Genomic DNA, 25,236 nt, shown 5'->3' with positions numbered 1-25,236 from the left:
TATCAAATCGACCGTCTCACTTTCGGGGGAGGGCAGGCGACGCCTGCTTTCCCCCTCTTTTCATTCGGATGCGCCCCATGCTCGTGACCATCCCCGACGTGCTGACCCGCGAGGAGGTCGCCCATTGCCGCCGCGTGCTGGAGGCCTCGCGCTGGGTCGACGGCCGCGCCACCGCCGGCGCGCAGGCGGCCATGGCCAAGAAAAATTTGCAGATCCCCGAGGATTCCGCCGAGGCGCGCGAGCTCGGCGATCTCATCCTGCGGGCGCTCGGCCGCAACCCGGTGTTCAATTCCGCCGCCATGCCGCTGCGGGTGCTGCCGCCGATGTTCAATCGCTACGATGTCGGCATGGAGTTCGGCGCGCATGTCGACAGCGCCATCCGCGCCATTCCCGGCACCGGCGCGCGCATGCGGGCGGACGTTTCCAGCACCCTCTTCCTCACCGATCCCGAGGATTATGACGGCGGCGAACTGGTGATCGAGGACACGTTCGGCGGCCAGGAGGTGAAGCTGCCGGCCGGCCACATGGTGGTCTATCCGGCGAGCAGTCTCCACGCGGTGAAACAGATCACCCGCGGCAGCCGCTGGTCGAGCTTCTTCTGGAGCCAGTCTATGATCAAGGACGACGGTCGCCGCGCACTGCTCTACGATCTCGACGTCGCCATCGTGCAGACCCGCGAGGCGGTGCCGATCGATTCCCCGGCGGTGCTGTCGCTGACCAACGTCTATCACAACCTGCTTCGGCAATGGGTCGAGATGTGAGGCGTCCGGCCGCTCCGCGGCGACGGACGCATTGACGCCATGGTGGTGGGCGCTATCTCTCGCCGGTTCCTCCCGCGAGAGATATTCATGCCCGCGCTCACCTCATTGTTTCCCCCCGCGCTGCTGCCGCTCCTGCTGCTCACTGCTTCCAACATCTTCATGACCTTCGCCTGGTACGGCCATCTCAAGCACAAGTCGGCGCCGCTATTCATCGCCGTGCTGGCCAGCTGGGGCATCGCCTTCTTCGAGTATTGCCTCGCCGTGCCGGCCAATCGCATCGGCTCGGCCGTGTACGCGACCGCCGAGCTCAAGACCATGCAGGAGGTCATCACCCTCATCGTGTTCGCCGGCTTCTCGGTGTTCTGGCTGAAGGAGCCGCTCGGCTGGAACCACGCCATCGGCTTTGCCTTCATCGCGCTGGGGGCGTGGTTCATCTTCCAGAAGTGGTAGGCGAGGCGGCCGGTCACTCTCCCGGCGCGAGGCGCAGCAGCCGCCCCTCGCCGGGATCGTCGGTGAGCAGCCACAGCGCCCCGTCCGGCCCCTGCCGCACATCGCGGATGCGCTCGCCGCGCTCGGTGAGCAGCGCTTCCTCCTCGACCACCCGCTCGCGGGAGGGATCGAGCCGCAGCCGCACCAGGCGGGTGCCCGAGAGGCCGCCGGTGAACAGATCGCCCTTCCAGCCTGGAATGAGGTTGCCGGTATAGAAGGCGAGCCCGGCCGGGGAGATGGAGGGATCCCAATATTTCACCGGCTGTTCCATGCCCGGCTTGGCGGTGCCTTCGCCGATCGCCAGCCCGGAATAGTCGCGGCCATAGGTGATCACCGGCCAGCCGTAATTCATGCCGGCCTCGGGGTGGTTGAGCTCGTCGCCGCCGCGCGCACCGTGCTCGACCGTCCACAGCCGGCCGGTTTGCGGGTCGATGGCCGCGCCCTGCACGTTGCGGTGGCCGAGGCTCCAGATCTCCGGCCGCGCATTCGCCGTCTTGGCGAAGGGGTTGTCGGCCGGCGTCGAGCCGTCGGGGTTGATGCGCACGATCTTGCCGATATGGGTCGACAGCTTCTGCACCTCGCCGCGCAGCGAATAGCGGTCGCCGAGGGTGACGAACAGCGTGCCGTCGCGGCCGAAGGCGAGGCGCGAGCCGTAATGGCTGGAGCCGCCGGCGGCCGGCTGCTGGCGGAAGATCACCTCGAGGTTCTCCAGCCGGGCGCCGCCGCCATTCTCGCTGAGCTTCGCCCGGGCGACGCTGGTGCCCGAGCTGCCCTCGCGCGGTTCGGCGTAGGAGAAATAGATCAGCCGGCTGGTCTCGAAATCCGGCGCCGGCACGATGTCGAGCAGCCCGCCCTGGCCGTTGGCATAGACCGGCGGCATGCCGGCCACCGGCGCCGAGACGGTGCCGGATCGGTTTACGATCCGCAGCCGGCCCGGCCGCTCCGTCACCAGCATGCGCCCATCCGGCAGGAAGGCGAGGCTCCAGGGGTTCTCGAAGCCGCCGGCGACGGTTTCAACGCTCATCGTGCCGGCGGAGGTGCGGATGCCGGCGGGCGCGGCATCCTGTGCCGGCGCCGGGTTCGCAAGCAAAGCGAGGGTGAGAGACAAGACGACGATGCGGAAGGGGCGGATCACGATGCTCTCCGGTTGGCTCTCCGGCCGGACGACCTTACGCATCGTTAGATCAGAGCGGGCGGCACAGGCAACGGCCGGTGCCGACAACATGCCGCCGGCGCGGTCAAACCCGCGTCACCGGCGCCCTCGGACGGCGGGTCAGCCCTGGCGGCGCCGATGCCGCGGCTCGACGGTTTGCAGCGTGTTGCGCAGCATGTAGCTCGACAGGCCGCACAGGGCGACGAAGGCGGCAAGCAGCATGGCACCGATGGTGAGCCGCCCGCTGGGATCGACGCCGTCAAGCACGCCGATTTCCATCGCCGAGGCCGCCTGCAGCCCGAACATGCACAGCACCGCCACGATGGCGAGCGTCAGGGTGAGCACGACGCCGGCTTCCATCAGCGCCCGGCGAAAGCGGCGGACCGAAGTGTGCTTCACCTCGGCGGCGGCGACGACATCGTGGTGCGGCATGGCGAAATCCTCATCCGGCGCCGGAGCATTCCGTTGCGATGGAGAGAGTTTCGATGGTGAACGCGGCTCGCCGTCGACGGTACTTGGGCGATGCCGCGCGATTTCGGGGCAATTTCGCGGCAGGAGGTTAATGCGCGTTAACTGGCGATCTCGGTGAGCTGCGGGCGCCACTCCATGTCGACATGGTCGGGCTGCGCCGCGACCCGCGCCAGCCACCGGCGTACCGCCGGAAAAGCGGAGAGATCGAAGTCGCCCTCTTCGGCCACATGGGTATGCGCATAGAGCGCGATATCGGCGATGGTGAACGCCGAATCGACGAAGAAGCTGCGGCGCTGCAGGTGCCGGTCCATCACCTTCAGCGCCCGGTAGCCTTCCTCCATCCAGCGGTCGATGTCGTGGGTGCGCAGTTCGCGCCCGCCGCGCACCAGCTTCAGCCAGAAGCGGGCGGCGGCGATGGCCGGCTCGTGCGAGTGCTGCTCGAAGAACATCCAGCGCAGCACCTGGGCGCGCGCCAGCGCGTCGCCCGGCAGCAGAGCCGTGCCCTCGGCGAGGAAGAACAGGATGGCGTTCGATTCCGGCAGGAAACGCCCGCCCGGCAATTCCAGCAGCGGCACGCGTCCTTCCGGATTCTTCATCAGGAATTCCGGCGTACGGTTCTCCCCGCGCAGGAGATCGACATCGACAAGCTCGAAGGGCATGCGCAGATGCGCGAGCAGCATCCGGACCTTGTAGCAATTGCCGGAACTCTGCATCGCATGGAGCTTGAGCACGTCGGGTTCCCGAATGCCGCGAAGGGGAGGGGTGATCGCGGCAGCATACCGCATCGATAGGTGCGTTGTGAGGTGGGGAAAGACTTGCCGCCGTGCAAGGGGTCGACTAGTTGTCGCGCGCAAAACATCCAAACGGAGTCCGGCCATGAGCCTCGTTTCCGCCGCTATGAAGCGCATCAAGCCTTCGGCGACCATCGCCATCTCCAACAAGGCGCGGGTGCTGAAAGCGGAAGGTCGCGACATTATCGCGCTCGCCGCCGGCGAACCGGACTTCGAGACGCCCGACAACGTCAAGGAAGCCGCGATCAAGGCGATCCGCGACGGCCAGACCCGCTATACCGCGGTGGACGGCATCCCGGAGCTGAAGGCGGCTATCGTTGCCAAGTTCAAGCGCGAGAACGGCCTCACCTACAAGCCGAGCCAGATCACCGTCGGCACCGGCGGCAAGCAGGTGCTGTTCAACGCGCTGCTGGCAACCGTCGATTTCGGCGACGAGGTGATCATCCCGGCGCCCTATTGGGTGAGCTACCCGGATATCGTCAACTTTGCCGGCGGCACGCCGGTGGCGGTGGCGACGACGCTCGAGGACAATTTCAAGCTCCGCCCGGAAGCGCTCGAGGCGGCGATCACCCCGAAGACCAAGTGGCTGATCTTCAACTCGCCCTCGAATCCCTCGGGCGCCGCCTATTCGCGCGCCGAGATGAAGGCGCTCACCGACGTGCTGGTGAAGTATCCGCATGTATGGATTCTCACCGACGACATGTATGAGCATCTGGTCTATGACGACTTCGAGTTCGTCACCCCGGCGCAGGTGGAGCCCTCGCTCTACGACCGCACGCTGACCATGAACGGGGTGTCGAAGGCCTATTGCATGACCGGCTGGCGCATCGGCTATGCCGGTGGACCGGAAGAGCTGATCAAGGCGATGGGCACGCTGCAGTCGCAGTCGACCTCCAACCCGAGCTCCATCGCCCAGTGGGCGGCGGTCGAGGCGCTGAACGGCCCGCAGGACTTCATCGCCGAGAACAACAAGTCGTTCAAGGAGCGCCGCGACCTGGTGGTCTCGATGCTTAACCAGGCCAACGGCCTGACCTGCCCGAAGCCGGAAGGGGCTTTCTACGTCTATCCGTCCTGCGCCGGCGTCATCGGCAAGACGACGGCGTCGGGCAAGGTGATCACCGACGACGAGGTGTTCGCCACCGAACTTCTCGACGCGGAAGGCGTTGCCGTGGTGCATGGCTCCGCCTTCGGCCTAGGTCCGGCGTTCCGGATTTCCTACGCCACCGCCACCAAGGATCTGGAGGAGGCGTGCCTGCGCATCCAGCGCTTCTGCGGTTCGCTGCGCTGAGGTAATAGTATGGGGCGGGCCGGCAGTCGCCGGTCCCCCTAATGGTCCCGTTTCCGGCGCAGAGGCGCTTGGTCCAAGGAGATCGATCATGTTTCGCAAATATGTGACGCTCGGCGTTTTCGCGGCGACGCTGGCTGCCGGCTTCGGTGGCGTCCTGGCAACGCCGGCCTCGGCGCAGCAGATAAACCGCGTGCAGGTTGGCACGCTGGAGTGCACCGGCTCCAGGTCGGTGAGCTTCATCATCGGTTCGAAGCGCACACTCGATTGCCGGTTCGTCACCCGTCGCGGCGCGCGCTATGCCTATGAGGGCACCATTCGCCGCTGGGGCCTCGATGTCGGCGTCACCGGTCGCAACGCCCTGATCTGGGGCGTGTTCGCGCCGACCACCCGCATCGATTCCAGCGATCTCGCCGGCCGCTATGCTGGCGTGTCGGGTAGCGTCGCTCTCGGCGTCGGCGTCGGCGGCAACGCACTGCTCGGCGGCTCCCAGAACACCATCGCGCTGCAGCCGTTCAGCGTCGAAGGCCAGACCGGCGTGAACCTTGCCGTCGGCGTCGGCGACCTGACCCTCCGGCCGAACTGATCGATCCCGCCTTTCGGTGTGCAAGCGGCCCGGTATCGCAAGATACCGGGCCGTTTCGCGTTCGCACGCCGCCGCGTTCGCACGAGCACGGACCGCACGAGGAGTTGAACGCAACAGGATTGTAACGGCGGGCGTCTTTCCAACGTATCTTCTGCGTGCCAGCTGATGGAGACGACCATGCTGATCCGCCGCCGCCGCTCTTGGGAACTGCCGGAGGGCGCCGCCACGCCCGAATCCGTTTATCTGTCGCGCCGCCATCTTCTCGGTGCCGGAGTGGGGCTGGCCGCCGGGGCTACAGGGCTCGCCGCCGGCCTGGGATGGCCGGCCGAGGCGGCAACCGCGCCAGGCGATCCGGCCAATGATCCGACCAAGGATCTTTATCCGGCAAAGCGCAACCCGGCCTTCACGCTCGACCGTCCGGTCACGCCGGAAGACATCTCCGGCAATTACAACAATTTCTACGAGTTCGGCTCCGACCGGCGGAACTATCAGGTCGCGGACATTGCGGCCCGCATGCCGCGGCGGCCGTGGACGGTGAAGATCGACGGCCTCGTCGAGAAGGAGCGCGAAGTCGGCATCGACGACATCATCCGCGCCATGCCGCTGGAGGAGCGGCTCTACCGTCACCGCTGCGTCGAGGCGTGGTCGATGGCGGTGCCGTGGACCGGCTTCCCGGTGCGCGAGTTCATCGCCTTCGCCAAGCCGCTCTCCAGCGCGAAGTTCATCCGCATGGAAACCTTCGTGAACCCGGAGGTGGCTCCCGGCCAGAACCGCTTCGTCTATCCCTGGCCCTATGTCGACGGCGTGACCATGGCCGAGGGAATGAACGACCTCGCCTTCTTCGTCACCGGCATCTATGGCAAGCCGGCGCCGAATCAGTTCGGTGCGCCGCTGCGCCTCGCGCTGCCGTGGAAGTACGGCTTCAAGTCGGTGAAGTCGATCGTGCGAATCTCCTTCGTCGACAAGCGCCCGGTCGGGCTGTGGGAGCAGGTGCAGGGCCGCGAATACGGCTTCTGGGCCAATGTGAACCCGGCGGTGCCGCATCCGCGCTGGAGCCAGGCCAGCGAGCGCGACATCGGCACCGGCGAGCGCCGTCCGACCCTGATCTATAACGGTTATGGCGAACAGGTCGCCGGGCTCTATGCCGGCATGGCCGCCAGCGAGCAGTTGTTCATGTGACCGGCCCGCCGGGCAAATCGTCGCCCGGCCGGCTTCGTCGCTTGCCTCCTTGGGTTTGGGCGGTCACCTTGCGGTGAGCGGCGGTGTTGTCCGCCGCCTCACCCGACACCCCATCCGTCACGCGCAAGGGAGGCGCCGGGCAATGCCGCATCAGGTGCCGTTGATCGCGACCGTCTGTCTCGCCTTCGTGCTGGCAGCGATCCTTGGCTATCTTGCGACGCGGCTGCGTCTGTCTCCCATCGTCGGCTATCTGTGCGCCGGGCTGATGGTCGGCCCCTATACTCCCGGCTTCGTCGCCGATACCTCGCTCGCCCCGCAACTGGCCGAACTCGGCGTCATCCTGCTGATGTTCGGCGTCGGTCTTCACTTCACCCTGCGCGACCTCCTGCGGGTCTGGAGCGTCGCCGTGCCGGGAGCGGTGGCGCAGATCGCGGTCGCCACCGTTGTCGGCCTCGGCCTGGCACTGATCTGGGGCTGGTCGGTGGCCGGTGGTCTGGTCTTCGGCCTGTCGCTGTCGGTGGCTTCGACGGTGGTGATGCTGCGCGCGCTGGAGGAGCAGCGGGCGCTGGAGACCGAGAACGGCCGCGTCGCCATCGGCTGGCTGGTGGTGGAAGACCTCGCCATGGTGCTGGTGCTGGTGCTGGTGCCGGTACTGGCGGGGTTGGCGCGCGGGCAGCAGGCCGACATGGCGGACCTTGCTGCCTCGATCGGCACCACGCTTGGCGCCGTCGCCCTGTTCGTGGCGCTGATGCTGGTGGTGGGGCGCCGGGTGATACCGGCCATGCTGGCGATGGTCGCCCGCACCGGCTCACGCGAATTGTTCACCCTTTCCGTGCTCGGAGTCGCCCTGGGCATCGCCTATGGCTCGGCGCAGCTGTTCGGCGTGTCCTTCGCGCTCGGCGCCTTCTTCGCCGGGCTGGTGCTGGGCGAATCCGATCTCAGCCATCGCGCGGCGGAAGGATCGCTGCCTCTGCGTGATGCTTTCGCGGTGCTGTTCTTCGTCTCGGTCGGCATGCTGTTCGATCCGAGCATCCTGGTCCGCCGGCCGCTCGACGTGGTGGCGGTGCTCACCGTCATCCTGCTGGTCAAATCGGCGGCGGCGGTCGGGCTGGTGCGCTTGCTCGGCCGCTCGCACGGCATGGCGGCGACGGTGGCGGCGAGCCTGGCGCAGATCGGCGAGTTCTCGTTCATCCTCATCGGCCTCGGCATCAATGAAGGCCTGGCGCCGACGGAGGCGCGCGACCTCATCGTCGCCGGAGCGATGCTCTCCATCGCCCTCAATCCCTTCGCCTTCAGGGTGGCGGCGCGCTGGGCGGCGCGCTTTGCCCGCGAGGAAATGGCGGTGGTGCCGGTTTCCGACGCGATCTACGGGCCGCACCAGCCCTATGGTGACGGGCCGGTCATCCTGGTCGGTCTCGGCCGAGTCGGCTCCGCGGTGGCCGCGCAACTCACCGAGGCAAAGGTTCCACTGGTGGTGGTCGATCAGGACCGGCTGAAGGTCGAGGGCTGGCGACGTGGGGGCGGGCGCGGCATCGTTGCCGGCGGCAGCCCGACGGAAGTGCTGCGGGATGCCGGCATTGCCGGCGCGCGGACGTTGATGGTGACGGTACCGGATGAATTGCAGGGCGGGGCGCTGATCGAGGCTGCCCGCCATATGCGTCGCGACCTGTTCATCACCGCCCGCGCCCATAGCGAGGAGGGGGTGGAGCACCTGCGCCGCCGTGGCGCCGATCTGGTGGTCTATGCCGAGCGCGAAGTAGCCGGCCGCATGATCGAGAACATACTCGGAGTATGAAGACCGATTTCCAGAAAGAAAAAAGCCGGGCTCAAGAGAGCCCGGCGAGTTTCGCCGCAGAGCGGCGACCTTCCAGAGGGGAACAGCTGAAGCACTCGGTGCATCAGCGTCGAAGCAACATATGACTGTTCATAAGGCATTTGGCAATGAATTGTGCCCGCATGGCAGGCATGCGTTTTACGGGCATCAGCAATGATCTGTCGTCAGTTCGCATTTCTGCGACAATTTTATAACGATTCAGGTCAAGTTTGCGTTGATTTCCGCAAATCTTTCGGCTGCGTGCTGTGCTCCATCCACGCCCCCGAAACGGCGTGTGCATAAAAACTAGACAGTGAGGCGTGTCAGAAGTTCCAGCGCTGCGCCTTGGCGACCAGGAAGTCGCGGAACACTTGGATGCGGGCCACCGAGCGCATTTCCTGCGGATAGACGAAATAGGCTTCCAGCGTCGGCGTCGGCCGTTCCGGAAACAGCTGCACCAGCGTCGCCGAGTCTTCCAGCAGGTAGTCCGGCACGATGCCGATGCCCACCCCGCGCTCCACTGCCCGCTTGAGGCCGAGCACGTTATTGACCGACAGCGAGGGCACGCGCCCATCCTGTCCGTCCTCGAGGCCCGCCCGCTCCAGCCAGTTCAGGCCCTGGAAATAGGAGGGGATCGGGCCGCCGAGCAGGATGATGCGGTGCTTGTCGAGTTCGTCCAGCGTGCGCGGATGACCGTTGCGCTTGAGGTATTCCGCCGAGGCGAAGGCATGGAAATGCACGGTGAACAGCTTGCGCTGGATCAGGTCCGGCTGCACCGGCTGGCGCAGGCGGATGGCGACATCAGCCTCGCGCATGGCGAGGTCGAGTTCGTCATCGGTCAGGATCAGCGTGATGCGGATATCGGGATAGAGTTCGAGAAACTCGCCGATGCGCGCCGTCAGCCAATGGGTGCCGAGGCCCATGGTGGTGGTGACACGCAGTTCGCCATTCGGCTTTTCGCGCGAGTCGGTCAGCTTGGCCCGCGCCGCCTCCAGCTTCATGAACACTTCATGGGCGGTGCGGTAGAGCAGGTCGCCCTGCTCGGTCAGGATCAGGCCGCGGGCGTGGCGGTGGAACAGCGGGATGTTGAGTTCCTGCTCCAGCGCCGATACCTGCCGGCTCACCGCCGACTGCGACAGCCCCAGCGCCTCGCCGGCATGGGTGAAGGACCCGGCCTCCGCCGCGACGTGGAAGACCTTGAGCTTGTCCCAGTCCATGTCGCGAGCCCGCGCCTTGCCGTCCATATCACTCCGCCGCATGTGCGAGGGGATGTCGGGCGGCGAGGAAACGCTCCGCTTCGAGCGCAGCCATGCAGCCCATGCCGGCGGCGGTCACCGCCTGCCGGAAAATATCATCGGCGACGTCGCCGGCCGCGAACACGCCTTCCACCGAGGTGGAGGTGGAGTAAGGGGCGGTCCACACATAGCCGCTCGGCTTCAGCCTGAGCTGGCCGGCGACGAGTTCGGTCGCCGGGGCATGGCCGATGGCGATGAACACGCCGTCCGCTCTGTGTTCGCTGAAGGCGCCGGTCTCGACATTCTTCAGCACCACGCCGGTGACCTTGGTGGGCTCATTCTCGCCCTTCACCTCGTGCAAGGCCGCGTTCCACACCACCTCGACCTTGGGGTGGGCGAACAGACGGTCCTGCAGGATGCGCTCGGCGCGGAAGCTGTCGCGGCGATGCACCACCGTCACCTTGGAGGCGAAATTGGTGAGGAACAGCGCTTCCTCGACCGCGGTGTTGCCACCGCCGATCACGAAGACCTCCTTGCCGCGATAGAAGAAGCCGTCGCAAGTGGCGCAGGCGGAGACGCCGAAGCCCCGATAGGCCTGCTCGGAGGGCAGGTCGAGCCAGCGCGCCTGGGCGCCGGTCGACAGGACCACCGTGTCGGCGATCCACACCTGCCCCGAATCGGTTTCCAGCCGGAACGGGCGGGAGGAGAAATCGGCCTTGGTGACGATGTCGCTGATGATGCGCGTGCCCACGTGCTCGGCCTGCGCCTGCATCTGCTCCATCAGCCACGGACCCTGGATCGGGTCCTTGAAGCCAGGATAGTTCTCGACATCGGTGGTGATGGTCAGCTGTCCGCCGGGCTGGATGCCCTGGAACAGCACCGGTTCCAGCATGGCACGCGCGGCATAGATGGCCGCGGTATAGCCGGCTGGGCCGGAGCCGATGATCGCCACCTTGATGTGGTTGGGGGCCGGCGACATGAAAGCACTCGCAAATATCGTGGCGCGGCACTGGCCACACCTTCAGGATGCTGCATCTGGTCCGTGGCACCGTCGCTTGCAAGAGGGCGCAAGCAAGAGACGAGCCGGCCAGCTACTCCCAGCCATGCGAAAATGTAGGGACTCGGGCTTTGCTCTGCAAGCGGCTCGTGGCTTATCCCAAAGTTGTCCCAAGGCAAGATTGCGCCGCCCCGCGCGAAAGATTATTGCGCTGATGGGCCGCTCCTCTATGGTGCGCGCCGGGCGCGGCGCCTTTCGTCGCCCCCAATCAGGAGAGCCCGCGTGGCGCGCCGCATCGATACGATCGACTGGAACATCCTGCGCGAGCTTCAGGGGGATGGCCGCATCACCAATGTCGAGCTCTCCCAAAGGGTCGGCATCTCGGCGCCGCCCTGCCTGCGCCGGGTGCGGGCACTGGAAGAAGAAGGCATCATCAAGGGCTACCGGGCGCTGCTGGACGAGAAGACGCTCGGCTTCGACCTGATGGCCTTCGCCATGGTGCATCTGGTCAGCCAGGCCGAGGCCGACCTCACCGCCTTCGCCGATCAGGTGGAGCGCTGGCCGCTGGTGCGCTCCTGCTGGATGCTTTCCGGCGAGACCGACTTCATCCTGCTCTGCGTGGCGCCGGACCTGCGCTCGTTCCAGAATTTCGTGCTGGAACTTACCAGCGCCCCCAATGTCAGCAAGGTGAAGACGGCGCTGACCCTCAGGCAGGCCAAGGACGCCGCCATCGTACCGATGGACGGGCAGACGAAATGATCGTCGCCACCGCCACGGACACCGCCTATGTCGAGCTCACCGCGGTGCTGCTCGCCTCGCTGGCGGCCAATACGGGCGGTGAGATCGGGCGCGTCGTGGTGTTCTGCGACAATGTCGGCGCCGAGGACCAGGCGCGGATGCGCGCCAGCTACACGCGGGACAACATCGCCTTCGTCGATCTGGCCCGCGAGATGGAGCGCCATTTCGGCGCCCGCCCGGTGAACCACCATCTCTCGCGCACCGCCTATGCCCGCATCCTGATGCCGCTGCTGCTGCCGGAGGCGCAGGGCCGGCTGCTCTATGTCGATTGCGACACGCTGATCAACGCGCCGCTCGCCCCGCTGGCCGGGCTCGACATGCAGCGCTTTGCCGTGGCGGCGGTGGACGATGTCGCCCGGCTCGATCCCGCCCGCCATGCCGCGCGCAACATCGCCATCGGCCTGCCGGGCGCGATGCGCTACTTCAACAGCGGTGTGCTGCTGATCGACCTCGACCAGTGGCGCCGCGAGAGCCTGTCCGAGAAGGTGATGGCGTTCGCCGCCGATCATCCCGATCTGCCGATGATGGACCAGGATGCGCTCAACGGCACGCTGCGTGGCAATTGGCTGGCGCTCGACGAACGCTGGAACCTGCACCGCCGGCTGGTGAAGGGTCGCTATGAGGGCGATCCCGTCGACTGGGACGATGCCGCCATCATCCATTTCATCGGGCAGATCAAGCCGAACTACGCCGATTGCGATCATCCGGCCCGCGCCCGCTTTCTCGCCCACCGCGCCCGCACCCCCTTCGCGCAGGCGAAGATGAAGACCAAGCTCTCGCGCAAGATCGCGAAGCGGGTGCGCAAATGGCAGCGGTTCCGCAACTGGCTGGGGCGCCGTCTGCTCGGTACGGGGCAGGCGGCGTGACACGCGTGCTCGTCCTGCGCGACCGGCAGCCCGGCCATTTCAATCAGGCCGAGGGACTGGCGCTCGCCGTCGCCCGCCTCGCGCGCACCGATGTGCTGCGGCTGGAGATCCGCCCCGCCAAATGGGCACGCGACGACCTCCGCAAGCTGATCATGCGCCGCTGGGGGAAGGATGCCCGCTTGTGGCTGCGGCTGCTGTACGGTGTCGATCTCGCAAGCGTCACCCGGCCCGACATCATCGTCGCCTCGGGTCGCCCGACCATCGCCGCCGGCATGCTGCTCTCGCGGCATTTCGGGGCGCCGCTGGTCGTGTCCGGCGGCATTGACGGCTATGACGAGACCGCCATCGCGCTCAATATCGTGTCCTCGCCGCGGCAGGCGGGCGATCCCGGCGCCGCCTATGCGCCGATCCCCTCGACCGTCGATGCCGACGTCTACCCGCCGCTGCGCCGGCTCGCCGACATCGCGGCGCTCGACGGCGCTTCGCTTGCGCTGCTGGTCGGCGGCTCGGCCTATCGCCGCGAATACCCGCCGGAGGAGTGGGAGGCGCTGCTTGCCTTCGTGCCGGCGGTGGCGGCGCGCTACGGCGTGAAATGGCGCGTCACCACCTCGCGCCGCACGCCGGACGAGGTGTCCGACCGCTTCAAGGCGCTGGCGGCGTCGGGCGTGGTGGCGGAGTTCGTCGATTACCGCACGGCCGGTCCCGGCTCGGTACGGGCGCTGTTCGGGGCGGATGCCGTCGTCGTCACCGAGGATTCGCTCAGCATGCTGGCCGAGGGCCTCGCCGCTGGCCGGCCGGTGATCGGGTTGAAGTCGCGCGTGGTGCACAAGCACTATGCCAACGAGATCATCGCCGGCATGGCCGGCGCCAGCCTCGCCATCCTGCCGATGCGCAGCGTCACGCCGGAACAGTTCGCCGCCACGCTCACCCGGCTGGTGCCGCCGGCCGAGGATGCGCGCGATGTCCTCGCCCGCGCGCTGGCGCCCGTGCTAAAACTGCCCGTTCCCGACACCCGGAGCCCCGCCTGATGCTCGCCGTCATCTGCATCAAATGGGGCGAGGCGTATCCGTCCGAGGATGTGAACGTTCTTTATCAGGGCGTGCGCGACCACCTTTCCGAACCGTTCCGCTTCATCTGCCTCACCGACCGGGCGGACGGCCTGCGCCCGGAGATCGAGACCGCCGACCTGCCCGGTACCGGGGCGCTCGCGCTGCGCTGGCGCGGCTGCTGGCCGAAGCTCGGGATGTTCGCGCCCGGCCTCTTCGAAGGCGTCGACCTCGCGCTCTATCTCGATCTCGACGTGGTGATCTTGGCGCCGCTCGACCCCATCGTCGCCCATGCCCGGGCGACGCCCGGCCTGCACATCTTGCGCGAGTGGAACCCGAGCATCTGGGAGTTGCTGCCGGTGTCGATGCGCCCGGATCGCGGCGCCCAGAGCTCGATGGTCGCCTGGCGTCCCGGCGAGCAGGAGCATCTCTATCTCGATGCCATGGCCAATCCCGATGCCGCCTACGCCATCGCCAAGAACGATCAGGTCTATATCGGCGTGCGTGCGCATCGGCGCCGTTATTTCCCGGAAGGTTTCGCCGTCTCCTTCCGCCGTCATTGCGTGCCGCACTGGCCACTGAACTATCTGTTCCGTCGCGCCATCAAGCCACGCCGGGCGCCGCTCGTCGTGTTCCACGGCGTGCCCAAGCCGAGCGAGGTCGCCCGCGCCGATGTGAAGGCGTGGGGCACCCGCAACCGTCCGGGTTTCGGCCCGGTCGACTGGGTTCGCGCCTATTGGGAGCGCGGGCTGCACGGCACGCGAGAGGCCAATGCGGGCACTGACGCTCAGCCGCGCCAGGCCGCCTCGTAGACGGCATTGATCTTTGAGGCCTCGCGCTCCAGCGAGAACTCGGCGAGAGCGTGCGCCCGCGCCTGCTCGCCCATCGCCGCCCGCGCGGCGTCGCCGAGCTCGATATGGTTCCGCATCGCCGCCGCCATGGCGGCGACATCGCCGGGTGGAACGAGCGCCCCGGTGATCCCCTCGATTACCAGTTCCTCAAAGGCGCCGACGCGGGTGGCGATGACCGGCACGCCGCAGGCCATGGCCTCGATAGGCGTGACGCCGAAGCCCTCCCAACGCTGTGGCGCGACATAAAGGTCGAGCGCGCGATACCAGTCCGGCGTCGCCGAGGTTTCCACTTCGCCGGGGAACAGCAGGCGGTCTTCCAGTCCCGCGGCCTTCACTTTCGCCTTCAATCCGTCGAGGAAGCCGGCATCGGAGCCTACCGCCCGGCCGAGCACGACGCCGCCCCAGCCGGGATGCTCCGATAGCACCTGCATCAGGGCATCGACGAACACGTCGGTGCCCTTCTGGGCGCGGATGCGCCCGAAGCAGCCGATGAGCCTGAGGTCCGGCAGCCCCAGCGCTGCCCGCGCCGTCACGCGGTCTGGCGCCGGACGGAACGTCTCGGCATCGATGCCGTGATGGATGACGGTGGAAGGCCGCTTGAGATAGCCCGCGGTCTTGCCCGAGGTAGAGATCACCGCGTCCATGCGCGAGATCAGGAAACGCGTCCATCCCGTATGGTGGCGCTGCGAGGCGGAGGTGAAGACCAGCCGCAGCTTCATGCGCAGCATGTCGCGCAGCACGACGCCGGCCAGCATCTCGATGTTGCGCCGGGCGTGCCAGATGCGCGCCGGGCGGCCCGGCGGCGCCTGCCAGAAATGCCGCAGATCCGTCCAGCCGATGCGCGGCACCCCGGCCGCCAGTTTCGGTCCCAGCGCGGCGATGCGCAGCGCCCGCGCCTGCACCGGCACCACGCGCTCCAGCGTCGCGGTGACGCCGGAGAGCCGGCGTTTGAGATTGGGCGCGACGGCCTCGATTCTGGCCGGATCCGGGAAGTTGGCCGGATCGGGCTTCAGCTCGGAGCCGCCGCGCGCCATGGGGATGTCAGGAGATCAGGCGAAGCGGACGTCGGCGATCTCGTAGGAGCGGGCGCCCTTCGGCGTCACCACTTCCACCGAGGTGCCCTGCTTCTTGCCGATCAGAGCGCGGGCCATCGGCGAGGAGATGGAGATGCGGCCGGCCTTGGCGTCGGCTTCCATGTCGCCAACGATCTGCCAGACGCGCTCTTCCTCGGTGTCCTCGTCGATCAGCTTCACCGTGGCGCCGAATTTCACCACGTCGCCGGTAAGCTTGGCGACATCGATGATCTCGGAGCGCGACAGCTTGTCCTCCAGCTCGGCGATGCGGCCTTCGTTCAGCGCCTGCTGTTCCTTCGCCGCATGATACTCGGCGTTCTCGGAGAGATCGCCATGGGCGCGGGCTTCGGAGATGGCGTCGATGATGCGCGGACGCTCCACCTGCTGGCGGCGCTTCAACTCGTCCTCGAGGGCGGCATGCCCGCCGGCGGTCATCGGAAATTTTTCCATAGGTCTTTTATGACCTCCCAAAAAGCAAACACAGCCCCCGCGATGGGCCCCGCCGCCGTTACGGCGAAAGGACCTTCGCGTCGGGCTGATGTCTGTCTGTTGTCGGCCGGATCGGCTCGCGATCGCAAAAGCGAATCGCGAGGTCAGCCCCGGTCGTGCCTGAAGTAGTCCTGCAGGGCGCGTACCTCAAGATCGCCGCCAATATAGGCCTTGATCCCGCGCGCCGCTGCAATGGCCCCTGATAGGGTGGTGTAATACGGCACTTTGTGCAAGAGGGCGGCGCGCCGGAGCGAGCGGCTATCCGCCAGCGCCTGCGCGCCCTCGGTGGTGTTGAACACCAGCTGCACCTCGCCGTTCTTGATCGCATCGACGATATGCGGCCGGCCTTCCAGCACTTTGTTCACCTTGGCGGCGGCGATGCCGTTCTCGGCGAGATAGCGCTGGGTGCCCGAGGTCGCCAGCACCTTGAAGCCCAGCGAGGCCAGCAGCCGCGCGGTGTCGAGGATGCGCGGCTTGTCGTCCTCGCGCACCGAGATGAACACCGTGCCGGACTTCGGCACCTTGGTGCCGCCGCCGAGCTGGCTCTTGGCGAAGGCCACCTCGAAGGAGCGGTCGAGGCCCATCACTTCGCCGGTGGAGCGCATTTCCGGGCCGAGCACCGTGTCGACGCCGGGGAAGCGGGCGAAGGGGAACACCGCCTCCTTCACCGCCACATGGTCGAGCACCGCCGGCTTGAGGCCGAACGACGCCAGCTTCTCGCCGGCCATTACGCGGGAGGCGATCTTGGCGAAAGGCTCGCCGACCACCTTGGCGACGAAGGGTACCGTGCGCGACGCGCGGGGATTGACCTCCAGAACGTGGATCACCCCGTCCTTGATCGCGTATTGCACGTTCATCAGCCCGCCGACGCCGAGCGCCAGCGCCATCTTCCGCGTCTGCGACTCGAGCTCGGCGATGGTGGCGGCCGACAGCGAATAGGGCGGCAGCGAGCAGGCGCTGTCGCCCGAATGGATACCGGCCTCCTCGATGTGCTCCATGATGCCGCAGATGAAGGTGTCGGTGCCGTCGGCGAGGCAATCGACGTCGACCTCGATGGCGTCGGACAAATAGCGGTCGAACAGCAGCGGGTTCTTGCCGAGCAGCGTGTTGATCTGCCCGGTCTTGTCGTTGGGATAGCGCGCCTTGACGTCGTTTGGCACCAGCTCCGGCAGCGTGCCGAGCAGGTAGTCGCCGAGCTGGGCTTCCTCATGGATGATCTGCATCGCCCGGCCGCCCAGCACATAGGAGGGGCGCACGACGAGCGGGTAGCCGAGATCGGCGGTGACGAGCCGCGCCTGCTCCACCGAATAGGCGATGCCGTTGGCCGGCTGCTTCAGCCGCAGCCGGTCGAGCAGCGTCTTGAAGCGGTCGCGGTCCTCGGCGAGGTCGATGGCGTCCGGCGAGGTGCCGAGGATCGGGATATCGGCATCCTCCAGCGCCCGGGCGAGCTTGAGCGGCGTCTGGCCGCCGAACTGCACGATCACCCCGTGCAGCGTGCCGTTGGCGCGCTCGCGGTCGAGGATCTCGATCACGTCCTCGGCGGTCAGCGGCTCGAAATACAGCCGGTCGGAGGTGTCGTAATCGGTCGAGACCGTCTCCGGGTTGCAGTTGACCATGATGGTCTCATACCCGGCATCCTTCAGCGCGAAGGCGGCGTGGCAGCAGCAATAATCGAACTCGATACCCTGGCCGATGCGGTTCGGCCCGCCGCCGAGGATCGCCACCTTCTTGGCGGAGGAGGGGCGGCTCTCATCCGCCACCGCGCCGGCGAAGGGGGTCTCGTAGGTCGAGTACATATAGGCAGTCGGGGAGGCGAACTCGGCGGCGCAGGTGTCGATGCGCTTATAGGCCGGGCGCACGTCGAGCGCCCGCCGTTGTGCCGAGACGTCCGCCTCATGCTGGCGGGTGAGGGTGGCGAGCCGCTGGTCGGAGAAACCCATCGCCTTCAGCCGGCGGAAGGCGCCGGCGGTCTTGGGCAGGCCATGGGCGCGGATCTTCGCCTCGGTGTCGACGATCTCGCGGATCTGCTCGAGGAACCACGGGTCGATCTTGCAGCCATTGTGGATGGCTTCGTTGTCGAGCCCGAGCCGCATCGCCTGCGCCACCTGCAGCAGCCGGTTCGGCGTCGGCGTGCCGATGGCGGCGCGGATGGCGTTTTTGTCGTCGCCCTGGCCGAGGCCCTCGATCTCGATCTCGTCGAGGCCGGTCAGCCCGGTCTCCAGCGAGCGCAGCGCCTTCTGCAAGCTCTCCTGGAAAGTGCGGCCGATCGCCATCGCCTCGCCGACCGACTTCATCGAGGTGGTCAGCACCGGGTCGGCGCCGGGGAACTTCTCGAAGGCGAAGCGCGGGATCTTGGTGACGACATAGTCGATGGTCGGCTCGAACGAGGCCGGGGTGGCGCCGCCGGTGATGTCGTTGGCGATCTCGTCCAGCGTGTAGCCGACCGCGAGGCGCGCGGCGACCTTGGCGATCGGGAAGCCGGTGGCCTTCGACGCCAGCGCCGAGGAGCGCGACACCCGCGGGTTCATCTCGATCACGATCATCCGGCCCGTTTCCGGGTCGATGGCGAACTGCACGTTGGAGCCGCCGGTCTCCACCCCGATCTCGCGCAGCACCGCCAGCGAGGCGTCGCGCATGATCTGGTATTCCTTGTCGGTCAGCGTCAGCGCCGGGGCCACCGTGATCGAATCGCCGGTATGCACGCCCATCGGATCGAGATTCTCGATGGAGCAGACGATGATGCAGTTGTCCGCCTTGTCGCGGACCACCTCCATCTCGTATTCCTTCCAGCCGAGCACGCTCTCTTCCACCAGCACCTCGTTGGTGGGGGAGGCGTCGATGCCGCGCTCGATGATCTCGATATATTCCGACTTGTTGTAGGCGATGCCGCCGCCCTGGCCGCCCATGGTGAAGGACGGGCGGATGATCGCCGGCAGGCCGATCTCGTCGAGCGCCTCGAGCGCCTGCGGCAGGTTCTTGATCTGGCGCGAGCGCGGCGTGTCGAGGCCGATCTTGGTCATCGCGTCGCGGAACAGCTCGCGGTCCTCGGCCTTGTCGATGGCCTCGGCGGTGGCACCGATCATCTCGACGCCGTATTCGTCGAGCACGCCCATCTTGCGCAGCGACAGCGCGCAGTTCAGCGCCGTCTGGCCGCCCATGGTCGGCAGCAGCGCGAAGCCGCCCGGCGCGACATAGCGCTCCTTGGCGATGATCTTGGCGACGATTTCCGGGGTGATCGGCTCGATATAGGTGGCATCGGCGAGATCCGGGTCCGTCATGATGGTCGCCGGATTGGAGTTCACCAGCACCACGCGGTAGCCCTCGGCCTTGAGGGTCTTGCACGCCTGGGTGCCGGAATAGTCGAACTCGCAGGCCTGTCCGATAACGATAGGACCGGCGCCGATGATGAGGATGGTGGAGATGTCTGTGCGTTTCGGCATCGGATCCCGTGCGGCTCGCGCATTCGACCGGGCGCACGAAAAAGGACGCGTTTGCGACGCGTCCTGGTGAACCCGGATCAGTTTGTTGGCGGAGGGTGCCCCGCGATTGGGGCTTCCCTTAAACCAGATTCCCGCGGGGGGGAAGGGCGGGAGTGGCTTGTCGCCCTGCGAGGGACGCGGATCGGCTCATACCTTCCACAATTGCATGAGTGGTCCCTCGCGGCCTTCGACGGGATCGCCGCCGGGCAGCGGCACGGCGCGGATGCGCGCGAAGGCCTCGTCGAGGCCGTTCGCCGACGGTCGCTCGATCTCATAATCCTGTCCGAGCGGATAGGCGCCGACCACCAGGAAATCGACGCTGGCCTCCAGCCGCCGATGGCCGGTGCCGGCCGGCAGCACCACGACGTCGCCCGGCGCCAGCTTCAGCGCGGCGCCACCCTCGCCGCCGATCATCACCTGCGCGGTGCCCCGGGCGATGCCCAGCGTTTCATGCGCGGTGGAATGGAAGTGGTGATAGTCGAAGATGCCGTCGCGCCAGCGGCAGTCCCAGTCATTGGCGTTGATCGCGGCCTCGATCCGCGCCGGATCGGCGGGCAGGGCGGCGCGATAGATCAGCACCGGCAGGTCGGGATTGTTGGGCACGCCGGCCGAAGGCTTGAAGCGCAGATGCTCGGGAATGGGCATTGGAGGCTCCTCTCCCGGCAGAACCCTCCATGCGCGTCCCGGTTCCGTCTCAGCCGGCTTTCGCCGCGTCGAACGCCGCGCGGGCCTGCTCGATGCGCTCGATATTGGCCTCCGCCCATAGCCAGACGCCGCAGAACGCCTCGGCCAGGCTGAAGCCGAGATCGGTGAGCCGGTACTCGACCCGCGGCGGGATCACCGGATGCACCGTGCGCACTACCAGGCCGTCGCGCTCCATCTGCCGCAGCGTCTGGGTCAGCATCTTCTGGCTGATGCCGCCGGCGAACTCGCCGATGCGGGTGAAGCGCAATTCGCCGTGCTCGGTCAGCACTTCCAGAACGATCATCGTCCATTTGTCGGCGACGCGGCCGATCACCTCGTTCACCAGCGCCTCGACGCGCGGGTCGGTCTCGGCCGGGTAGGCGTCGGACGGCGGAACGGCGGGGGTGTGTGCCGGAACGGGCATGACATCACTCTCTTTCAGGTAAGTATAGATATTTGAGGTGCCTACTTTCTGATAGTTAGTATGAAACTTACAACCGTCGCCGACGCAACACCAGCATTCGCGGAGACGAAAATGCACATTGGCGGCAACACCATCCTGATCACCGGCGGCAATGGCGGCATCGGCCGGGCGCTTGCCGAGGCGCTGCACAAAGAGGGGAACCGGATCATCATCACCGGTCGTCGGAAGGAGGCGCTGGAAGAGATCGTCGCCGCCAATCCCGGCATGGCCTATGAACGGCTCGACGTGGCGGATGCGCAGGCGATTGCCGCCTTCGCCGGCACGGTGGCGGAGAAATATCCGGCGCTGAACGTCGTCATCAACAATGCCGGCATCATGGTCGCCGAGGACTGGACCGCCGACGCGGTCGACCTCGCCGTGCCGGAGGCGATCGTCGCCACCAACCTGCTCGGGCCGATCCGGCTTACCGCGGCTCTGCTGCCGCACCTCAGGCGCCAGCCCTCGGCGACGGTCGTCACCGTCTCCTCCGGCCTGGCCTTCGTGCCGCTGGTGCTGACCCCGACCTACAACGCCACCAAGGCGGCGATCCATTCCTGGAGCCAGAGCCTGCGCGCGCAGCTCGCCGGCACCTCGGTCGGCGTCGTCGAGATCGTGCCGCCTCTGGTCGCCACCGACCTGATGCCGGGCCAGTCGCAGAACCCCAATGCGCTGCCGCTCGATGCCTTCATCGCTGAAACCATCGAGCTGCTGAAGGCGCATCCGGACGGGCCGGAGATCTGCGTCCAGCGCGTCGGCTTCCTGCGCGGCGCCGAGGCGCGCGGGGATTACGAGAAGGTCTTCGCCATCCTCAACGACGGCACCCACTGACGAAAAAGGTCGGGAGCGCGCCCGCTCCCGGCCTTTTTATCCTGGCTGTTCCCGAAAAAAGGCGGCTCAGGCCGCCTTCTTGTTGTTGGCGATCATCTCGACGAAGCGGTCGAATAGATAGTGGCTGTCCTGCGGGCCGGGGCTCGCCTCGGGATGGTACTGCACCGAGAACACCGGCTTGTCGGTCAGCTGGATGCCGGCATTCGACCCGTCGAACAGCGAGACATGGGTTTCCGCGGCGGTGGCCGGCAGGCTGTCGCGGTCGACCGCGAAGCCGTGGTTCATCGAGGTGATCTCCACCTTGCCGGTGGTCATGTCCTTCACCGGGTGGTTGGCCCCGTGGTGGCCCTGGTGCATCTTCATGGTACGCCCGCCCACCGCGAGGCCGAGCATCTGGTGGCCGAGGCAGATGCCGAAGGTCGGGATGCCGCGATCGATGATGTCGCGAATCACCGGCACCGCATATTCCCCCGTCGCCGCCGGGTCGCCCGGGCCGTTGGAGAGGAACACGCCGTCCGGCTGGAGCGAGAGGATCTCCTCGGCCGAGGTGGTCGCCGGCACCACGGTCACCTTGCAGCCGGCGCGGGCGAGCAGGCGCAGAATGTTGCGCTTGATGCCGTAGTCGATGGCGACCACATGATGCGCCGGCGCGTCCTGCCGGCCATAGCCTTCCGGCCACTGCCACGGCGTCTCATCCCAGCTGAAGCGCTGGGCGCTGGTCACCATCGGCACCAGATCCATGCCGACGAGGCCCGGCCAGGCGGCCGCTTCCTTCTTCAGGGCGTCGAGATCGAACGTGCCGTCCGGTGCGTGGGCGATCACCGCATTCGGCATGCCCTTGTCGCGGATCAGCGCGGTGAGCGCCCGGGTGTCGATGCCGGAAATGGCGATGATGCCGCGGGCCTTCAGCCAGTTGTCGAAATGGCGGGTGGCGCGATAATTCGAGGGATCGGTGATGGCGGAGTGCAGCACCACGCCGCGCACGCCGGAGGCGCCGGCCATCGAGACGGTCTCGATGTCTTCCTCATTGGTGCCGACATTGCCGATATGCGGGAAGGTGAAGGTGATGATCTGTCCGGCATAGGACGGGTCGGTCAGCACTTCCTGGTAGCCCGTCATGGCGGTGTTGAAGCACACCTCGCCGACCGCCTGGCCGGTGGCGCCGAGCCCGAAGCCTTCCAGCACGGTGCCGTCGGCGAGAACGAGAAGCGCGGTGGGAAGCGGTTCGGCCCACACGTCATCGGTGGCCGCATCGGATGCGTTGCCGCTCATGTGTCTTGTTCCTCGGTTAAGTGTGGCCTAATTAATCGCTTGCTGCGCCTTATGCCAGCCCGCAACGCTGCGCATCGGTTCTTCGTGCAGCGCGGAGCTGCATGCAAGACTTTCCATGCAAGATTTGCCATGGATGGTCCGCGCGGCGGAAATCAGGCGGCCGATCGTGGCCGTGGGAGTTTTTCGAAGCTTTTCGGGCGTGACGGAGCGGCGCGACACCGGTCGCCGCCGCCGCCCGGACATAGGATGTGAAGAGAGGCAGACGTGCTGCGCGAGAAGATCAATACTTCGCTCAAGGAATCGATGAAGGCCGGCGACAAGCTGCGGCTGGGCACGCTTCGCCTGATCAATGCGGCGATCAAGGATCGCGACATCGAGGCGCGCGGCCAGGGCAAGGATCCGCTGTCCGACGACGATCTGCTCGGCCTGCTCACCAAGATGGTCAAGCAGCGCGAGGAATCCGCCAAGGTCTATGAGGAGGCCGGCCGCGTCGATCTGGCGACGCAGGAGCGCGAGGAGATCAAGGTCATCCTGTCGTTCCTGCCGACGCAGATGAGCGAGGCCGAATCGCAGGCCGCCATTGCCGCGGTGATCGCCGAGATCGACGCCCATGGCCTCAAGGACATGGGCCGCACCATGGCGGCGCTGAAGGAGCGCTACACCGGCGTGATGGATTTCGGCAAGGCGAGCGGCGCGGTGAAGACGCTGCTGACCGCGTGAGCGGGACCGGCCGGGCGGGCTCGTCCCGCCTGCCGGCCTGAAGGACCGCTTGCCAGCCGGCGGGAGGCTTTCATGACCTTTCGTCTCGATCTCGACCCGCCACCGTCCGCGGTGCGGGACCTGCTGGCGCCCGGCGGGGTGCTGCGCGCCGGCATCAACCTGTCGAACTTCCTGCTGGTCACCGGCTGCACCGAGGCGGGTGATCCGGTCGGCGTGTCGCCCGACATGGCGCAGGCCTTCGCCGGGCATCTCGGCGTGGTGCTGAAGCTGGTGCCCTATGCCTCGCCCGGCCTCGTCGCCGATGCGGCGGCGCGCGATGAATGGGACATCGCCAATATCGGCGCCGAACCGCAGCGGGCGGAGGTGATCGCCTTCTCCCCGGCCTATTGCGAGATCGAGGCGACCTATCTGGTGCCGGCCGGCTCGCCCTTGCAATCGGTAGCCGAGGTCGATGCGGCGGGCGTCGAGATCGCCGTGACGCGGCGCACCGCCTACGGCCTCTGGCTGGAGCGCAACATCGCCCAGGCGACGCTGGTGCCTTCCGAGACCATGGCCGAGGCGCTGGCCGACTTCATCGACAACAAGCGCGATGCGCTCGCCGGCCTGCGTCCCGGCCTGCTCGCCGATCTCGCCCGCGTGCCGGGCGGACGGCTGCTGCCCGGCCAATACGCCGCCGTGCAGCAGGCCATCGGCACGCCGAAGGCCAAGGCGACGGCGCTGGGCGAGATCGTCCGCTTCGTCGAGGCGGCGAAGGCCTCCGGCTTCGTCGCCGGGCTGATCGCCCGGCACGGCGTCTAGGGCAAGCTGAGCGTCGCCCCCGCCGCCTGACGCGGGTACCCTCACCGGGCGGGTACCCTTACTTGGGAATTCGCGCCTCGTATTCGTCGGCATAGCGCGACATGAGCGGCCAGATCGCCGGGCGCTCGTGGCCTTCCAGTACCGAAGCCAGCAGGGCGAGGTGGGCGTGCCAGCCGCCGGCTACGCTGAGCATGGCGTCGCGCGAGGCGAGACGCTGGTGGGTGACGGTGAGCAGCACCTTCTCGCCGCGCGGGGCAAGCTCGAAGGTCACTTCCGAGGCGCCGGCCGAGCAGCCATCCCAGCTGAAGCGCAGCAGCCGGTTGGGCTCGCAGGCCAGCACGATGCCCTGATTGTGGTGCTCGCCATCATATTTGGCGAAGCGCTCCGGCGTCGGCTGGCCGCCATTCAGCTCGCCATTGCGGAAGACGAGATCGACCTGGCCGCCGGGGGTGAGTTCCATCGGGCCGTCGGCCATCCAGCGGCGGCGCTTTTCCGGCTCGGTGAGATAAGCCCAGACCCGTTCCACCGGGCCGGGCAGCAGGCGCTCGAAGCGCAGTGTGTCGGGGGAAAGGCGGGTGCCGTACCCGTCGGCGGCGAAGGCACCGGCGGAGGTTTGGGCGGTGGCGTGCTGGTTCATCTCTGGTCTCCCTGTGTGTCCGATTGGACGTCCTCCTGGCGCAGCAGGGCGTCGAGGACGTTGAGGCGTTCGGTCCAGAAGCGTTCGTAGAAGCTGAGCCATTGGGCGGCGTCGGCGAGCCGGGCGGCATCGAGGCGGCACAGATGCTGGCGCCCCTTCACCTCGCGGCGGATCAGGCCGGCGGACTCCAGTGCCTTCACGTGCTTGGAGGCGCCGGCAAGCGACATGGCGAACGGTTCGGCAAGTTCGCCGACCGTGCGCTCTCCGTTGGATAGCGCGTGCAGCATCGCCCGGCGCGTCGGATCGGCGAGGGCGTGGAACACGAGGTCCAACGGGGTGGATATGGGAAGTTGCTCAACCATGCGGTTGAATATCTACTGGCGGCGATAGATTGTCAACCGATTGGTTGAGTGTTGCGCGACTCTTTTCCACGGTGGATAATGTGGATAGCGGGCGCGGTTTTCGCGCCTGC

The 25,236-nt window shown here is 67.1% G+C and carries 26 protein-coding genes; 13 read left to right on the top strand and 13 right to left on the bottom strand.

Annotated features, from left to right (window positions below):
* The first annotated feature begins 77 nt into the window (after positions 1 to 77).
* Positions 78 to 761: a Fe2+-dependent dioxygenase gene (locus KHC24_RS17055; RefSeq protein ID WP_213364523.1), complete on the top strand. Its 684-nt coding sequence runs from the start codon at positions 78 to 80 to the stop codon at positions 759 to 761.
* Positions 762 to 848: 87 nt separating this feature from the next.
* Positions 849 to 1,211 (top strand): DMT family protein, encoded by a 363-nt coding sequence (locus tag KHC24_RS17050; protein ID WP_213364522.1) that lies wholly within the window; start codon positions 849 to 851, stop codon positions 1,209 to 1,211.
* A 13-nt stretch (positions 1,212 to 1,224) separates the two neighbouring features.
* Here KHC24_RS17050 and KHC24_RS17045 read toward each other — a convergent pair whose 3' ends face one another.
* The 3 genes from KHC24_RS17045 to KHC24_RS17035 all read right to left on the bottom strand — a co-directional run bounded on the left by KHC24_RS17045 (position 1,225) and on the right by KHC24_RS17035 (position 3,659).
* A complete protein-coding gene (locus tag KHC24_RS17045; RefSeq protein WP_213364521.1) occupies positions 1,225 to 2,427 on the bottom strand; it encodes a PQQ-dependent sugar dehydrogenase in 1,203 nt (400 codons plus the stop codon).
* Positions 2,428 to 2,523: 96 nt separating this feature from the next.
* Positions 2,524 to 2,835, bottom strand: coding sequence for a hypothetical protein (locus KHC24_RS17040; protein WP_213364520.1), 312 nt, complete (start codon positions 2,833 to 2,835; stop codon positions 2,524 to 2,526).
* Between the two features lie 137 nt (positions 2,836 to 2,972).
* Entirely contained in the window at positions 2,973 to 3,659 is a 687-nt protein-coding gene (locus KHC24_RS17035) for a glutathione S-transferase family protein (RefSeq protein ID WP_373878581.1), read from the bottom strand.
* 91 nt (positions 3,660 to 3,750) lie between these two features.
* Between KHC24_RS17035 and KHC24_RS17030 the strand changes: the two genes are divergently transcribed.
* The 4 genes from KHC24_RS17030 (at position 3,751) to KHC24_RS17015 (ending at position 8,510) form a co-directional block, all read left to right on the top strand.
* Positions 3,751 to 4,953, top strand: coding sequence for a pyridoxal phosphate-dependent aminotransferase (locus tag KHC24_RS17030; protein ID WP_213364518.1), 1,203 nt, complete (start codon positions 3,751 to 3,753; stop codon positions 4,951 to 4,953).
* Between the two features lie 88 nt (positions 4,954 to 5,041).
* Complete coding sequence (locus KHC24_RS17025; RefSeq protein WP_213364517.1) at positions 5,042 to 5,536, top strand: DUF992 domain-containing protein; 495 nt, start codon at positions 5,042 to 5,044, stop codon at positions 5,534 to 5,536.
* Positions 5,537 to 5,713: 177 nt separating this feature from the next.
* Complete coding sequence (gene msrP / locus KHC24_RS17020) at positions 5,714 to 6,715, top strand: protein-methionine-sulfoxide reductase catalytic subunit MsrP (protein WP_213364516.1); 1,002 nt, start codon at positions 5,714 to 5,716, stop codon at positions 6,713 to 6,715.
* 142 nt (positions 6,716 to 6,857) lie between these two features.
* Entirely contained in the window at positions 6,858 to 8,510 is a 1,653-nt protein-coding gene (locus tag KHC24_RS17015; RefSeq protein WP_213364515.1) for a cation:proton antiporter domain-containing protein, read from the top strand.
* 341 nt (positions 8,511 to 8,851) lie between these two features.
* Here the strand turns inward: KHC24_RS17015 and KHC24_RS17010 are convergent, their stop codons facing one another.
* Together KHC24_RS17010 and trxB are read right to left on the bottom strand one after the other, a co-directional pair.
* Positions 8,852 to 9,745 (bottom strand): LysR family transcriptional regulator, encoded by an 894-nt coding sequence (locus KHC24_RS17010; RefSeq protein WP_213365162.1) that lies wholly within the window; start codon positions 9,743 to 9,745, stop codon positions 8,852 to 8,854.
* A gap of 28 nt (positions 9,746 to 9,773) precedes the next feature.
* A complete protein-coding gene (trxB, locus tag KHC24_RS17005; protein ID WP_213364514.1) occupies positions 9,774 to 10,742 on the bottom strand; it encodes a thioredoxin-disulfide reductase in 969 nt (322 codons plus the stop codon).
* 300 nt (positions 10,743 to 11,042) lie between these two features.
* Here trxB and KHC24_RS17000 point away from each other — a divergent pair, with 300 nt between their 5' ends.
* The 4 genes from KHC24_RS17000 to KHC24_RS16985 are packed head-to-tail and all read left to right on the top strand — an operon-like array spanning position 11,043 to position 14,282.
* Positions 11,043 to 11,519, top strand: a complete 477-nt coding sequence (locus tag KHC24_RS17000) for an Lrp/AsnC family transcriptional regulator (RefSeq protein WP_213364513.1) — start codon at positions 11,043 to 11,045, stop codon at positions 11,517 to 11,519.
* On the top strand, positions 11,516 to 12,424 hold the full coding sequence (locus KHC24_RS16995; protein WP_213364512.1) for a glycosyltransferase family 8 protein: 909 nt from the start codon (positions 11,516 to 11,518) through the stop codon (positions 12,422 to 12,424). The genes KHC24_RS17000 and KHC24_RS16995 overlap by 4 nt, the downstream gene beginning before the upstream one ends.
* Positions 12,421 to 13,452, top strand: a complete 1,032-nt coding sequence (locus KHC24_RS16990) for an ELM1/GtrOC1 family putative glycosyltransferase (RefSeq protein WP_271180599.1) — start codon at positions 12,421 to 12,423, stop codon at positions 13,450 to 13,452. The genes KHC24_RS16995 and KHC24_RS16990 overlap by 4 nt, the downstream gene beginning before the upstream one ends.
* Positions 13,452 to 14,282 carry a hypothetical protein gene (locus KHC24_RS16985; RefSeq protein WP_213364510.1) on the top strand — a complete coding sequence of 277 codons (831 nt, stop codon included), beginning with the start codon at positions 13,452 to 13,454 and terminating at the stop codon, positions 14,280 to 14,282. Before KHC24_RS16990 ends, KHC24_RS16985 begins: the two co-directional genes overlap by 1 nt.
* Here the strand turns inward: KHC24_RS16985 and KHC24_RS16980 are convergent.
* From KHC24_RS16980 to KHC24_RS16960, 5 genes are all read right to left on the bottom strand, one after another.
* Positions 14,258 to 15,355 (bottom strand): glycosyltransferase family 4 protein, encoded by a 1,098-nt coding sequence (locus KHC24_RS16980; protein WP_213364509.1) that lies wholly within the window; start codon positions 15,353 to 15,355, stop codon positions 14,258 to 14,260. The genes KHC24_RS16985 and KHC24_RS16980 overlap by 25 nt on opposite strands.
* Before the next feature lie 15 nt (positions 15,356 to 15,370).
* The gene (gene greA, locus KHC24_RS16975; RefSeq protein WP_213364508.1) at positions 15,371 to 15,844 is read right to left on the bottom strand and encodes a transcription elongation factor GreA; all 474 of its coding nucleotides are present in this window, start codon (positions 15,842 to 15,844) and stop codon (positions 15,371 to 15,373) included.
* A gap of 143 nt (positions 15,845 to 15,987) precedes the next feature.
* On the bottom strand, positions 15,988 to 19,323 hold the full coding sequence (gene carB, locus KHC24_RS16970; protein ID WP_213364507.1) for a carbamoyl-phosphate synthase large subunit: 3,336 nt from the start codon (positions 19,321 to 19,323) through the stop codon (positions 15,988 to 15,990).
* 186 nt (positions 19,324 to 19,509) lie between these two features.
* Positions 19,510 to 20,007 (bottom strand): cupin, encoded by a 498-nt coding sequence (locus KHC24_RS16965; protein WP_213364506.1) that lies wholly within the window; start codon positions 20,005 to 20,007, stop codon positions 19,510 to 19,512.
* A gap of 49 nt (positions 20,008 to 20,056) precedes the next feature.
* Positions 20,057 to 20,470, bottom strand: coding sequence for a winged helix-turn-helix transcriptional regulator (locus tag KHC24_RS16960; RefSeq protein WP_213364505.1), 414 nt, complete (start codon positions 20,468 to 20,470; stop codon positions 20,057 to 20,059).
* A gap of 111 nt (positions 20,471 to 20,581) precedes the next feature.
* On the opposite strand from KHC24_RS16960, the gene KHC24_RS16955 reads away from it, so the two are divergent.
* The gene (locus KHC24_RS16955; RefSeq protein WP_213364504.1) at positions 20,582 to 21,337 is read left to right on the top strand and encodes an SDR family oxidoreductase; all 756 of its coding nucleotides are present in this window, start codon (positions 20,582 to 20,584) and stop codon (positions 21,335 to 21,337) included.
* Positions 21,338 to 21,403: 66 nt separating this feature from the next.
* On the opposite strand, the gene carA is transcribed toward KHC24_RS16955, so the two are convergent.
* Complete coding sequence (gene carA / locus KHC24_RS16950; RefSeq protein ID WP_213364503.1) at positions 21,404 to 22,609, bottom strand: glutamine-hydrolyzing carbamoyl-phosphate synthase small subunit; 1,206 nt, start codon at positions 22,607 to 22,609, stop codon at positions 21,404 to 21,406.
* Between the two features lie 264 nt (positions 22,610 to 22,873).
* Here carA and KHC24_RS16945 point away from each other — a divergent pair, with 264 nt between their 5' ends.
* Positions 22,874 to 23,329: a GatB/YqeY domain-containing protein gene (locus tag KHC24_RS16945; RefSeq protein WP_213364502.1), complete on the top strand. Its 456-nt coding sequence runs from the start codon at positions 22,874 to 22,876 to the stop codon at positions 23,327 to 23,329.
* Between the two features lie 72 nt (positions 23,330 to 23,401).
* Complete coding sequence (locus KHC24_RS16940; RefSeq protein ID WP_213364501.1) at positions 23,402 to 24,127, top strand: transporter substrate-binding domain-containing protein; 726 nt, start codon at positions 23,402 to 23,404, stop codon at positions 24,125 to 24,127.
* Positions 24,128 to 24,185: 58 nt separating this feature from the next.
* On the opposite strand, the gene KHC24_RS16935 is transcribed toward KHC24_RS16940, so the two are convergent.
* Together KHC24_RS16935 and KHC24_RS16930 are read right to left on the bottom strand one after the other, a co-directional pair.
* A complete protein-coding gene (locus tag KHC24_RS16935) occupies positions 24,186 to 24,764 on the bottom strand; it encodes an SRPBCC family protein (RefSeq protein WP_213364500.1) in 579 nt (192 codons plus the stop codon).
* Complete coding sequence (locus KHC24_RS16930; RefSeq protein ID WP_213364499.1) at positions 24,761 to 25,126, bottom strand: ArsR/SmtB family transcription factor; 366 nt, start codon at positions 25,124 to 25,126, stop codon at positions 24,761 to 24,763. The genes KHC24_RS16935 and KHC24_RS16930 overlap by 4 nt, the downstream gene beginning before the upstream one ends.
* Positions 25,127 to 25,236: the final 110 nt, after the last annotated feature.

This window comes from Ancylobacter defluvii, assembly GCF_018390605.1.
Classification (GTDB): Bacteria; Pseudomonadota; Alphaproteobacteria; order Rhizobiales; family Xanthobacteraceae; genus Ancylobacter; species Ancylobacter defluvii.
Note: the sequence above shows the minus strand (reverse complement) of the source record. Positions and strands in the feature narration are given on the sequence as shown.